10 protein-coding genes and 1 pseudogene are annotated in these 12,120 nt (G+C 63.7%); 7 read left to right on the top strand and 4 right to left on the bottom strand.

What is annotated here, in order from left to right:
• Window positions 1-369 (bottom strand): hypothetical protein (locus SPI01S_RS22330; protein ID WP_157084687.1); only part of this gene is annotated, 369 nt, incomplete at its 3' end.
• Between SPI01S_RS22330 and SPI01S_RS13435 the strand changes: the two genes are divergently transcribed.
• The 6 genes from SPI01S_RS13435 to SPI01S_RS13410 all read left to right on the top strand — a co-directional run bounded on the left by SPI01S_RS13435 (window position 353) and on the right by SPI01S_RS13410 (window position 6,822).
• A complete protein-coding gene (locus SPI01S_RS13435) occupies window positions 353-1,357 on the top strand; it encodes a YadA-like family protein (protein ID WP_157084686.1) in 1,005 nt (334 codons plus the stop codon). The genes SPI01S_RS22330 and SPI01S_RS13435 overlap by 17 nt on opposite strands.
• A gap of 122 nt (window positions 1,358-1,479) precedes the next feature.
• Window positions 1,480-2,595, top strand: a complete 1,116-nt coding sequence (locus tag SPI01S_RS13430; RefSeq protein WP_066723261.1) for a DUF2827 family protein — start codon at window positions 1,480-1,482, stop codon at window positions 2,593-2,595.
• 2 nt (window positions 2,596-2,597) lie between these two features.
• Window positions 2,598-3,755: a DUF2827 domain-containing protein gene (locus SPI01S_RS13425; RefSeq protein ID WP_066723258.1), complete on the top strand. Its 1,158-nt coding sequence runs from the start codon at window positions 2,598-2,600 to the stop codon at window positions 3,753-3,755.
• Between the two features lie 38 nt (window positions 3,756-3,793).
• Window positions 3,794-4,306 carry a hypothetical protein gene (locus SPI01S_RS13420; protein WP_157084685.1) on the top strand — a complete coding sequence of 171 codons (513 nt, stop codon included), beginning with the start codon at window positions 3,794-3,796 and terminating at the stop codon, window positions 4,304-4,306.
• The gene (locus tag SPI01S_RS13415) at window positions 4,306-5,454 is read left to right on the top strand and encodes a DUF2827 domain-containing protein (RefSeq protein WP_157084684.1); all 1,149 of its coding nucleotides are present in this window, start codon (window positions 4,306-4,308) and stop codon (window positions 5,452-5,454) included. Before SPI01S_RS13420 ends, SPI01S_RS13415 begins: the two co-directional genes overlap by 1 nt.
• Before the next feature lie 171 nt (window positions 5,455-5,625).
• Window positions 5,626-6,822, top strand: a complete 1,197-nt coding sequence (locus tag SPI01S_RS13410; RefSeq protein ID WP_066723254.1) for a TetR/AcrR family transcriptional regulator — start codon at window positions 5,626-5,628, stop codon at window positions 6,820-6,822.
• Here the strand turns inward: SPI01S_RS13410 and SPI01S_RS13405 are convergent.
• The 3 genes from SPI01S_RS13405 to SPI01S_RS13395 are packed head-to-tail and all read right to left on the bottom strand — an operon-like array spanning window position 6,799 to window position 11,653.
• Window positions 6,799-8,061: an MFS transporter gene (locus SPI01S_RS13405; RefSeq protein WP_084253457.1), complete on the bottom strand. Its 1,263-nt coding sequence runs from the start codon at window positions 8,059-8,061 to the stop codon at window positions 6,799-6,801. The two genes, SPI01S_RS13410 and SPI01S_RS13405, sit on opposite strands and share 24 nt — an antisense overlap.
• A 44-nt stretch (window positions 8,062-8,105) precedes the next feature.
• The gene (locus SPI01S_RS13400; protein ID WP_066723287.1) at window positions 8,106-9,278 is read right to left on the bottom strand and encodes a Ca2+-dependent phosphoinositide-specific phospholipase C; all 1,173 of its coding nucleotides are present in this window, start codon (window positions 9,276-9,278) and stop codon (window positions 8,106-8,108) included.
• An 8-nt stretch (window positions 9,279-9,286) separates the two neighbouring features.
• Entirely contained in the window at window positions 9,287-11,653 is a 2,367-nt protein-coding gene (locus SPI01S_RS13395) for a TonB-dependent receptor (protein WP_245653597.1), read from the bottom strand.
• Between the two features lie 90 nt (window positions 11,654-11,743).
• Here SPI01S_RS13395 and SPI01S_RS13390 point away from each other — a divergent pair.
• Window positions 11,744-11,998 (top strand): annotated as a pseudogene (locus SPI01S_RS13390) (IS110 family RNA-guided transposase); the annotation flags it as partial.
• Between the last annotated feature and the right edge of the window lie 122 nt (window positions 11,999-12,120).

The following is a 12,120-nucleotide window of genomic DNA, read 5'->3' as shown; positions in this document are numbered from 1 at the left end:
CAGCCAGGTTTCGGATCTCTCGACGGGTGTCGCGAGCAACGTGGCGTCGCTGTCAAGCGGCCTGAGCGCGGCGAACAGCAATGTCGCTTCGCTCTCGGCCGGTACGGCGAGCAACGTGGCGTCGCTGTCGACGGGGCTTGGCGCGGCGAACAGCGATGTCGCTTCGCTCTCGACCGGCGCTGCGAGCAGCGTGGCGTCGCTGTCGACAGGCCTGAGCGGGACGAACAGCAACGTGGAATCGCTCTCGACCGGGCTGAGCGCGGCGAACAGTAACGTCGCTTCGCTTTCCACCGGCACGGCCAGCGACGTGGCGTCGCTGTCGACGGGCCTGAGCGGGGCGAACAGCAACCTGGTGTCGCTGTCGACCACGACGGCGCAGGGACTGAGCACGGTTCAGTCGTCGATCATGGCGTCGATGAGCTCTGCGATGTCGCCGCTCCTGCCGGTGGCGGGTTCGGGTACGCAGGTCGTCGGAACGTTCGCAGCCGGCGCGAAGCTGGACAACATGTTCCAGACCCGCGGCCCGGCTGGCGACGCGGTCAACACCGTGAACGCGCTCGACTGCCGGAAGGTCGACGGTATCGACACGACGGCAACGGGTCTCTGCAGCGTCGCCGTCGGCGACGGGGCGAGTGCCTATGGGTCGAACGCCCAGGCGACGTCGTCGAACGCAACCGCCATTGGCTTCCGTGCCGTGGCCAGCGGCGCCGGTGCAACGGCGGTTGGCTATAACAACAAGGCCATCGGCAGCCAGTCGATTGCCATCGGCTATGCCAATGTCGTCACGGGGGCGGGCTCGGGTGCGATCGGTGACCCGAACATCGTCAGCGGCAACGGCAGTTATGCGATCGGCAACAACAACAATATCGCATCGAACGGTGTCTTCGTCCTTGGCAGCAACGTCAATGTCGGGGCCGGGAACGATGGAGCGGTCGTCCTCGGCGATCACAGCACCGCCAGCGGCGCGAACACCGTCTCGGTCGGTTCGGCGGATCAGGCGCGCCGGATCACCAATGTGGCGGACGGCATCGCCATGTCGGATGCCGCGACGGTTGGACAGTTGCGGCAGTCGACCTCGTACCTCAGCAACCAGATCGCGGGCGTCCAGGACCAGGTCTTTGACCTGGCACGGCAGACCTCGTTCGGCATCGCCGGGGCAACGGCTGTCGCGATGATCCCGGACATCGATCCCGACCAGCGTGTCTCCATCGGCATGAGCGTCGCCGGGTACAATGGCTACAAGGCTGTCGCGTTGGGCCTGACCGGGCGCATCGGGGACAACGTCAAAGTGAAAGCGGGTGCATCTATCTCCGGAGGAAAGTCGGTGTACGGCGCCGGCATCGCCTTCGGCTGGTAATTGCGCCGCTGCTCTGGGGCTTCCTTGTTCCCCCAATAGTCCCGGAGCGGGGAAGTGCGGGTGCATGCCCTCCCGCACTTCCCCATTTTTCTCGCTAAGCGATCAAGAGAGACGAGCACTGCATGCGCATCGGAATCTCCATTTTCACCCAAGCCGGCCAGAACATCTGGAACAACGGCATCGGTCAGAATGTGTACCATCTCGCTACTTTGTGCCGACAGTTACCGTTCGTGGAGGCGGTCTATCTGATCAACTGCGGTGATCAGCAGGAGCCGCCGGCCTGCGCCGGTGAAGCGGGCAAGTGCTTTCGACTCATTTCGCTGGCCGAGGCTACGGATCTGGTCGACGTCGTAATCGAATTGTCGGGTGCGATTGATCGCGAGTGGGGCGAGCGCTTCCGCGCCAGGGGAGGGCGCGTCGCCTTCAACAATTGCGGCCAACCTTATGTCGCGCTGGTCGACCACACCACCTTCTCGAGCGTGGGCTGCTTTCTGAAGCCGGACCGCTGTGACGAAGTCTGGCTGCTGGAAAAGGATGCTGCGTTCCTGCCGATGATGCGCAGCATGCATCGCTGCCCGGTTACCGTCGTTCCGTATCTCTGGGGGGCGAATTTTCTGCGGGAAAGCTTCGCCGGGGACGGTGAGAAGTTCGGCTACAAGAAGGGCACGCTGGCGTCCAAGCCGGCAAGCGTCGCGATCTTCGAGCCCAATCTTTCGCCGATCAAGATGGGGGTGATTCCCTTTCTCATCGCGGAAGCGGCCGATCGACGCAGGCCAGGAACTGTCGGCCGCGTCGATTTCATGAATACCGCCCAAATGGTGGGCCACCCGACCTTCAGTGGGCTGATGAATAACAGTGATATTTACCGGGACGGCAAGGTATTTATCCAGGGAAGAGATTATTTTTCACACGTCATGGGGCGGGGGGGTAACATCGTGATCAGTCATCAATTGGATTGTGCGCAGAATTATCTATACCTCGATGCAATATCCGGCGGGTATCCGCTCGTGCACAATTCACCACTGTTTGCTGGTGTTGGATATTACTATCCCGAATCCGACGTTGCGGCGGGTGCGGAGCAAGTTTTGCGGGCCTGTCGCGAGCATGACCGGGAACTCGACGCCTACAACGCCGCTGCGGCGGCGAAGATCGTCAGCCTTAGCCCGTTCAACCGACGGAACCAGGATGCCTATGCCCGACGGCTGCTCAACCTCGTCGCACGCAAGGAAGGCCGCTGAGCATGTCCGGCGCGAGCAAGCGTGCCGCCCAGCGGGGGCTGAAGGTCGGGGTGACCCTGTTCATTCGGGACGGCGAGCAGAGCCTGTGGGAAAACGGCATTTTCCAGAACTGCTACTTCCTGGTGATGCTGCTCAACCAGTCGCCAGCAGTGGAGCGCTGCTTCATCGTCAACGGCGGCTCGGGCGATCCGGCCAAGGCAGGGGACTTCCTGCAGCTGGCGCCGGCACCGGTCATCGACCTGGGCGAGGCCATGAACGAGCTGGACGTCATCATCGAACTGAGCGCGCAGCTCAACCCGGCCTGGGCACAGCAATTCTCGGAACGCGGCGGCAGCATCGTCGGGATGCGGGTGGCGAATGATTTCATCATCGACATGGAGCGGATGGTCTTCAAGCTGCCGCCGGGCCTGGTCGTGACGCCGGTACCCTATGACGAAATTTGGACACTGCCGGCCTTCGCGGACACGTGCGGCGCCTATTACCACACGGCCGCCCGAGCCCCCGTGCGCGTGATGCAGCATCTGTGGAATCCGATGATCCTCGAGCACGGGCGCAAGAGCGCGGGTCTGGCGGGCGCCTTCGAATATCAGCCGGGCCGCCGCCGCTGGCGCCTTGCCGTGCTCGAGCCCAATATCTGCACGGTCAAGACCTGCCATTTGCCGCTGCTGCTGTGCGACGTCGCCTATCGGCAGGACCCCAATGCGATCGAGCAGTTGCTTGTGTACAACGCCATCAAGATCAAGGACCATCCGGATTTCATAACCTACGCCAGATCGATGGATCTGGTGGGGCAGGGGCTTGCGACCTTCGAGCCGCGCTTCCCGATTTTCCACGTGATGGGGCCGTCCGCCGACGCGATCGTCTCCCATCACTGGAACAATGCGCAAAACTATCTTTATTACGAGGCGCTCTACGGCGGGTTCCCGCTGATTCACAATTCGCATCTGCTCGACGGCTGCGGATACCGCTATGGCAGCTTCGATCCCGAAGATGGCGCGCTGGCACTTCGGCAGGCGATGGCCGCGCATGACCGCAACCTGGAGGCCTATCGCCGGCAGGCCCAGGCATTGCTGGCGAAGCTGGACCCGGTCTCCGAAGCGAATGTCGCGACCTATAGCGAGGTGCTGCAGGCGATCGTCGACCGAAAGCGCGCGGCGTGAGCCGGCGGGGGATCTGGCTGGGCAGGCTGGCCGTCGCCGTGCCTCTTTCGCTGATCGGGTTTCTCGCTGGACACGTCGCTGCGGCCGTACAGCGCCAGGCGCCGCCACCGAAGGAACCGTTGGTGGTGGCAGCGGCGAGAGCCGTGGGCGTGAAGCGCTGCCTGCCGATGATCAGCGCCATTGCGCAACGCGCGACCGCCGGCGCCACCATGCAGGACATCATCGTCGACTGGGACCGCAAGGTGCCCGACGAAGCGCCCTTCTTCTCGCTCACCGGGCTGGGGAACGGCACGCTGCGCGCCGCCCTGACGATCGCCGCGATTCCCGCGCCTGCAGGCTGTGCCGTGCTGGTCGAGCGCGTCTCGTTCGCGGCGCGCGATTGTGCGTCCGTCGCGGCATCGGATCTCGCCGGATTTCCGTCCGGCCAGCTGATTGCAGGAATCATGGTGTATCAGAATCCAAAGCAGGCGGGCGAAACGTACAGCCTCATCAGCAACAATAGCGGCTGCCTCATCCTGCGTCGGCAGGCTTCGCTCACTTGGGGGGAATAATGATGACGCGTCGCTCTCTTCGCATCGGCATCACCATCGGCTTGCGTGCGCCCGACGAGACTCTCTGGAGCAACGGCATCAAGCAGAATGCATTGTTCCTGGCGAAGCTCCTGCGCAACTCGTCCTTGGCGCACGATGTGGTGCTGCTCAACACTACGGACGTTCCGGTCACGCCGGCGCTGCCTTGGGATCTGACGGCGTTCCCCACCGTCCCGTTCGACAATGGCTGCGACGGACTCCACGTGCTGATCGAGCTGGGTGGCCAGATCTCGCCCGATCAGACCGCGCGGTTGAAAAAACAGAAGACGAAGCTCGTCAGTTATTGCTGCGGGCCGGAATATGTCCAGAATATCGAGGCGATGATATTTGGGCGACCGTTGTGGGACTCGATCTTCATCAACCAGGAATATGACGAGCTATGGACGATCCCGCAGATTACGGGCACGACCGCGCCGTTCCTGCAGACGTTTCGACGCTGTCCCGTGCGCGAGGTGCCGTTCGTCTGGGATCCGATGGCCATCGAAAGCGTCGCTGCGGCGCTTCCGCATGGGGGTGAGTACCGTCCCCGCGGTGGGCCCCGCAGACTTGCGGTGGTAGAGCCCAACATCGACGTTCTCAAATTCTGCCTCTATCCGATCCTGGCGGCAGAGCGGGCCTTTCGTGCCGCGCCCGACAGCTTCGAGATGCTATACGTCGCCAACAGCGAGCACCTGGCGCTGGCGGATCGCGAATTCGCCGGCATGATGCGGCATCTCGACATCGTGAAGGCGGGGAAGGCGGGCTTTCTTGGCCGCGTCCGCACGCCAGATTTTCTCAGCGCCCACACGGATATCGTGGTTTCGCACCAGTGGGGCTTGCCGCTGAACTATTTCTATCTCGAATGCTGTTGGCAGGGATTTCCATTGATTCACAATGCGCAACTGATCCGGGATCTTGGCTATTACTATCCAGACAATGCAGTGGACGTGGCCGGGAGCCACATTCTTGACGTTTGTGCGCGGCACGATGCCGAATGGCAGCCCTATCGCGATCGCCAGCGCCGCCGCATTCAGCGCTTCCTTGCGACCAATCGCGCACTGGCAGACCAATATGACGATCTCCTATTCGGACTGTTGAGCCGTAGCGGCGCTGCCGCGCGCCATCGCTAGTCCGGAGAAAGATCGGGTGCCGCACAAGGGCATGTGTTCGCGAATTCCATCGCCTGCATTTCTGACCATTCAGGAAAAAGCTGAAAATGATCGGGCTTGCTTACCAGGGTGCCTGCCTCGTGCGTATGACGGATTGCCTCGCGGCCGGGACGACGGCATTGGTACGCTGACATGACCAATTCACATGTTCGGCAGTTGATCGATGCGGCGCGTGCGCGGATTGCTGCCGAAGGTATGCGAGGTCTCAGTCTTCGCACGATTGCGCAGGATGTCGGGATCTCGCTGGGTTCGCTCAGCTACAGGATCGGCGACAAGGCGGCGCTGCTCAAGCAGTTGCTGGAGCGGGAACATCTTGACCAGCAGGAATCCCAGGCAATTTGGCGCCAGCGCGTGACCGCGTTGAATCTGGCTGTTCCCTCGGTTCTTGCCGCGGTCATCACGACGTGGTTCGAAGACGCGTCCCAAGGGCGCCGCGTGGCGGCTTTGGCCGGTTGCGAGTTGTTGCTCGAAGCCGGCGCCAATCCCAGCGGCTATCCAGGGATGGCCGCGATCTTGGACGCGCAGGATGCTTTCTGGCGAGACGCGCTGCTGTCGCATCTGCCTGCCGAGGAGGCGGGGATCTTCGGATGTGCGATCGCGAACTACATTCGCGACGAACTTCCATTCTCGCTCGCTGCCGGGAGCAATGCTGATTATCGACTGCTCCGCGCGGCTACCGTCGAGCGCCTTGCCTCGCGGTTGATGGCCGGCGAAGCCGGCCTGTCCGTGCATTTCTCGCAACTCGTGGCAGCTTCCGGCAGCGAGAGTGCGGAAGCGCCGCTGCCGGTCGACCTGCCCGCCGGAACCAAGCGCGCGGAAGTGGCGGCGGTGATCGCGTCGCTCATTGCGGAGCAGGGGGTTGCGGCGGTATCGCATCGGGCGGTTGCGGCGCGCGCGGGAGTCTCGAATTCCAGCGTCGCACATTATTTCCGCACCCGCACGGATCTTCTCGACGCCGGCTTTGGCGCGCTCGTGATGAACATGCGGGATGAGCTGCAGGAGCATGCGGGGCCTGCGCGGTACCAGTCCTGGGCGGCGTTGATGCGGTCGACCCACGCGATCGCCCTGGCGGCTGCGCGCGATCCGCAGCTTGTGCCGTTCGCGTTGGATATGCGGCGACGGCGGGCGGAAAACGGGCGGGAGGCGCTGCGTACCGCGTTATCGGCCGATGCCCCGATCGACGCCGCCGCCGTCCAGTCCGCGGCGTTGATACTCGTCGGTAATTTCCTGTCGATGCAGGCGCGGGGCGGCTTCGATCGGCCGGGGTGGCTGAAGATCGAGGACCTTGCCCGGTTGCGGCGTCTGTCAAGCATCGCGGAATCCGCTTGAAGGGGTGTGCCCGGGTTCGCGGGCAATGGCGACGCCTGCCAGGCTGCAGGCGAGCATGACGAGCAGGCCGAGCATCAGGAACTGGTGGGGATCGGCATGCGTGGTGATGCCGCTGAAGGACAGCCAAGTCCCCACCAGCAACGCGGCTAGGCCGAGCGCGATCTTGGTCGCCATGGTGTAGACACTGAACGCTGCGGTAAAGCGCGCGGCGCCGTTTTGGCCGTCGCGCTTGATCGCGTCGGTCAACACGGCCCAACTCAGGAACGCGACGCCGCCGCTCCCCAGGCCAAACCAGGCGAGTAACAGGGTTACGGCATTTCCCATGCTCTTCGTCCAGGGAAGAAGCAGTGCGGTCATTCCACAGACCGCGTAGGCCCAGCCGAGCGCCTGCCTGCTGCCGATGCGGCCCGCGATCGGCGACCACAGCCATATCGCACCCAGCCGGGCGACCGTGGCGACAAGCAGTGCCAGCGGCCCGATGGCGCCTTCAACGACATCGATGTGCAGCAACGCCTTGGCCGTCGCGGCGATCGGAGCGAGGCCCAGCATGGTCGCGACGCAAAAGCGCCAAAGGGCAGGGGACCATCGCGGGGCAGGGTCTGCTTCGGGTGGCTCGATATGGAGACTATCGCCGCGCAGAAGGAACGGGAGCGGGGTCATCAAAGCGAGCGCTGCCAATGCCACGCAGCCGGCCAGCATCGCCGCACGATGGGGATCATTACCAGAGCCGGCCTGAATCAGCGCCGCCACCAAACCTATCGCCAGGGTTGCGACCGCCGAACCGATCGCGCGAACCCGGGCCGCCATCAGGTCGGCACCGTGCGCGGCAAGTTGGCGGGTAAGGCCGTTATGCGGGACGTCCGCAACGCTGTAGCCAAGCCGGAAGATCAGCAGCAGCAGCGTGGCGGTCCAGGGATTGTGCGGTGCCAGCAGGGGCAGCGCGGCAAAGCCGGCCGATGCCGCGAGGATCGCCAGACAGGAGAGCCATGGCATCGCCCTGCGCAGCCAGGCGAAGCGAACGATCGCGCGGCCGACCATGCCGTCGCAGAACGCATTGGCCAACGCGCTCGCCAGAAACACCCCACCCGCAAGACCGGGGGGCAGTGCGAGAAACCGCACCATGATGTAGAGACACAGGATTTCCTCGCCCGCCCAAAGCAGGCTGATGCCGAGATGTACCGACGCGTAGCCGACGACCAGGGATCGTCGCCTCCCGCCCGGCGTAATGGGTGAGTTCATGCGAACGCCTTGTTGATTGGATGGGACCCGTGACGACGTTCCGGTCAGCGGGCGGGGGGCACCAGGCGCGCGATCGCTCCGCCAGGAAGCTGCACGACATAGGGGGTGCCATAGTTGTTGCCGTCTTGCTCGAAATCGGTCGAAACGATCTGCGCGTTGGTGGCGAACGCTGCATCCGCCCGCGTTCTCACCATGTAGCCCTTGGCGATCGCGCTGTGGATTTCGGCGCCGCGGGCCAGCGCGTTGTCGTCGAGAATGAACGCAGCGTGGGGCTGGCCGGGCTGGGAGTCTAGAAAGGCCAGTCGTCCCTTCAGATCTGGATGATTCTGTAGATATGCTGCCGCGCCATCATGCCCGGTGGCGGTGATCAGCTGGAAGACGAACTTTCCGCGCGCACGCGCCAAGGTCGGCCAGTTGCCCGCCAGGACCGCTTCTTCCAGCGTCGCCCGCGACCCCCGGACGTCGTCGGGCGTGACCAGGCGATCGCGGCCGATCACCGCTGCGATCAGCCGGTCGATCTCCTCATATTCCGCGCTTGTGAACGGCGGTATGGGCGATGCGCCGGGCAGGATCGGCAGCGGCTGTACCTTGGCCTCCACCAGCACGAAGATGGGGATGTGCCGCGGATGTGCGTCGGACCAGGCCTTCAGCTCGGCCAGGCACTGGCGGAACGTCGGGCACGAGCTGCGAACGTCGATGTCCGGGATGTGCAGCACTTTCAACCCCGGCTCGGCAAGCGCAGCGGGGTCGAACGGCAGCAGGTCGCCGATCCCTTGGCTGCGCAGGAGTCGATAGACGGCAGGATCGGCATAGGCGCCGCCCTTGGGATCGGCATGGACATCCAGTTCCAGGGCGCGAACGCCCAGGTCCAGCTGCCGGGTCAGGCTGGGATGCCGGTAGTTCAGCGCTTCGGAAAAGCGCACGTCGTTCGGGTGCGCGATTGCGATCTCGTGCCGTTTGTCCGGTGGAAGGAGCGCCAGTATCTTGCCCGTCGATGGAAGGCGCGCATCCAGCAGCGCCGCCGCCCTCGGATCGATCCCGATCGAGTAGCTGTTGTGCGTGCCGAGCACTTGAATGCGATTGAGCGGCGTCGATTCCGGAATTTCGCTGGCTTCGGGCCTGGGGACGTTCTGGCCTCGGCCCGGCGAGGCCATGCCCGTCGCGAGCAGTGCCAGGCCGGCCATTGCGGCCAGGGCAGGGGAGAACCGAACGGGCATCGTGCGCATCACAAGCGGATGCTCACGAAACCGCCCACCGTGCGGCGGGCGTTGGGTGCGCTGTAACGGAGCAACCCGATCGCGCCATAGATCTGCCAGCCTGTCGAGAAATAGGTGTCGAACAGATTGCGCGCGTAGACGCCCATCTCGGTGCCCGAGCGCGCGTGCAGGATGCTGACGCGCGCATTGGTCAGGCCGAAAGCGGGGACATAGGAGTAGCCGGGCTGGCCCACCACGGTCCAGGATCCGCTCCGGTAGGCGTAATCGGCATGCCCACGCAGGCGCAGCGAGGCCGAGAGTGCGTGCTCGTAGGTTGCCGCCGTGGTCGCGGAAAATGCCGGCGAATTCGGCAGGCGCGTATTGGAATAGTTCGTCGTCGCGTCGAAGCGATAATCGGTGAAGTACGCGTCCGTGTAAGACGCCGACGCAGTGAGCGATAGCGACGCTGTGGGCCGCGCCGCGATGCTGGTCTCGAAGCCCTGGCTGCGCAGGCCGCCGGCATTGCCGATGGCGGTAGCGAGAAGCGAGCCGCCTGCGCCGTCCGGTATCCGGGTCAGGATAGTCGCTTGAAAATTGGTGAAGTCGGATCGGAAGAGATCGATGTTGACGCGAAGTCGCCGCCCGAACCATTCGGATTTGAGGCCGACTTCCCAGGCCTTTACCGTTTCTGCTGCGAACGGATCATATTTGTTGCCGACGAAGGCGATGCCCGCGGGTTTGTAGCCCGTCGTGTAGGTGCCGTAGACCATTAACTCCGGCGCGATCTGGAAGGTGGGCGAGATCCGGAAGGAGAAATCGTCGCCGGTCACGCGACCGAACGGACGTACCGGCGGGGCGCTGGTCGGGACGAACCTGGGGGCGAAGCCGATTACCGGGACCGGGTCCACCGTCACATGGTTCAGACCTTGAGCATTGTCGTCATGGCTATAGCGCGCGCCCACGTTGAGATGGAACCATCGCGTCGGGGTGATGCGGATCTCGCCGAATGTCGCTGCGGTTTCGTTCACGGCCCGGAACAGCGAGGCATTGCCGGTGGCGCCGATCGCGCCGGAGACGGCGAAGAGCGTACGAGTCGGGGTTCCGTTGGTGAAAACGGGGGCCCCCAGCGTAGCCCATTGGAGCTGCGTCTGGGTGGCTTCCAGTCGGTTGTAGAAGAGGCCGATCAGGTACTGGACCACACCGCCTTCGGGTGAGGCGAGATGGACCTCCTGGCTTACCTTGTCGGTATGAAGGTAGCCGACATTGTAGGGCACGTAGGCGAACCGGTCGATCGGCGTCAGATTTGCGGGCGTGTCGTTGTTGTAGCGGGTGTAGCGGTAGGCGCTGATCGACGTGAGATCGTGATTGCCGATCTTCGCATGCGCACGCACGGAGGCGCCCCATTCCTCGGTCTCGAGCTGCCCGTAGATCCCGTCGGCGGTATCGGCGCTTCTGGGGCCGGGGGTGACGCCGAGCGACCCCAGGATTGCGGTCACGGCAGCAGGCTGGCCGGAAACCGGCGTGCGGACGTTGCTGTCCCAATGATGGCCGTAATCGCCCGACACCAGAAGATCAAAACGATCACTGGGCTGGAGCAATAGGCGGCCGCGGCCGCCATAATCATGCGTCGAACCTACCAGCTTGTTCAGGGTCACGTTCCGCCCGAAACCGTCCTGTCCTTGATCGAAGCCGGTGATGCGCAGCGCTGCCCTGTCCCCCAGCGGGAGATTGACCGTGGTATGCAGGATCCGGTCGTCGTGTGCCCCGAAGCTCGCGCTCGCCTGCACCGACGTCGTGTTCAGCAACGGTCTGTTGGTCGTGATCGCAATCACGCCCGAGGTGGAGTTCTTGCCGAACGCCGTGCCCTGCGGCCCCATGAGGACATCGGCGTGCGCAAGGTCCGCGAGGCCGATCAGTCCATTGGCGCGCTGGCCGTCCATTACCACGTCGTCGACGACGACGTTGACCGACTTTGCGTTGGAGAAATCAAACGACGTGGTGCCTACGCCGCGGATCTGGAATGCCGCGCCCTGGGTCGGATCATATTGCAGGCCCGGCGCGAGATACTGGAGATCCGTGAGGGTGCTGTAGCCGGCGTCGCGGATCGCTTCCCCGGTGACGGTCTGGATTGCGACGGGCACCCGCTGGCTGTTTTCTCCGCGCCGCTGCGCAGTGACGACAATGTCAGCCAATTCAATGTTTCTGCTCTGGCTCCCGTCAAGCCCCGCGGCCACCTCCCCGCTGGCCTGCGCAAAAGACTGTGGAGCGTAAAATGCAATCGTTGCCATTGCAACCATATTGGCAATACGGAACAATTGTACTGATTTGTCAGGGGTTTCCACGAAAATCTTACCATGCAAAAGACGCGATTCGCCCGTCTCATAACAAAGATTCATTTCGGATCTAAGTCACTTGTACTGGAAGGCTGTGCTGGGCGGCGAGACGCAGAAAAGCAGAAGGTCGTGTGGTCGGTGTCAGCGGCTGGATTTGCGGGCATCGGGATCGAAGCCGGGCCATTGTCTCAGTGGCTGGTGAGCGGCATGATCGAGGCGGGTCTGCCGGTGATCTGCGTCGAGACCCGGCACGGGAAGGCCCTGCTGCAGGCGCAGCAGATCAACAAGGCGGACCGTAACGACGCGCGCGGCATCGCCCAGGTGATGCGGGTCGGCCTGTTCAAGCCAGTGCACGTGAAGATGCTGGTGGCGCAGGAGCAACGGATGCTGCTGACCAGCCGCAAGCTAGCGCTACTTTGGCAGGAGTGGAGGGATCGCCATCGATAGGCTCCCACCGCAGTGAGGGCATTGGCGTGGCGGAGATCGCATCAGGCGGACTGGACCACGCTCGACGTACCGAACCAGCCGTA

This window comes from Sphingomonas pituitosa NBRC 102491, from assembly GCF_001598435.1.
GTDB classification, from domain to species: domain Bacteria; phylum Pseudomonadota; class Alphaproteobacteria; order Sphingomonadales; family Sphingomonadaceae; genus Sphingomonas; species Sphingomonas pituitosa.
This window is presented reverse-complemented; position numbering and strand designations above follow the sequence as displayed.

Excerpts from the sequence above, each read along its gene's own strand:
- SPI01S_RS13395 (WP_245653597.1), bottom strand. The coding sequence starts at position 11,653 with ATGAATCTTTGTTATGAGACGGGCGAATCGCGTCTTTTGCATGGTAAG.
- SPI01S_RS13410 (WP_066723254.1), top strand. The coding sequence starts at position 5,626 with ATGACCAATTCACATGTTCGGCAGTTGATCGATGCGGCGCGTGCGCGG.
- SPI01S_RS13405 (WP_084253457.1), bottom strand. The coding sequence starts at position 8,061 with ATGAACTCACCCATTACGCCGGGCGGGAGGCGACGATCCCTGGTCGTC.
- SPI01S_RS13415 (WP_157084684.1), top strand. The coding sequence starts at position 4,306 with ATGATGACGCGTCGCTCTCTTCGCATCGGCATCACCATCGGCTTGCGT.
- SPI01S_RS13425 (WP_066723258.1), top strand. The coding sequence starts at position 2,598 with ATGTCCGGCGCGAGCAAGCGTGCCGCCCAGCGGGGGCTGAAGGTCGGG.
- SPI01S_RS13400 (WP_066723287.1), bottom strand. The coding sequence starts at position 9,278 with ATGCCCGTTCGGTTCTCCCCTGCCCTGGCCGCAATGGCCGGCCTGGCA.
- SPI01S_RS13430 (WP_066723261.1), top strand. The coding sequence starts at position 1,480 with ATGCGCATCGGAATCTCCATTTTCACCCAAGCCGGCCAGAACATCTGG.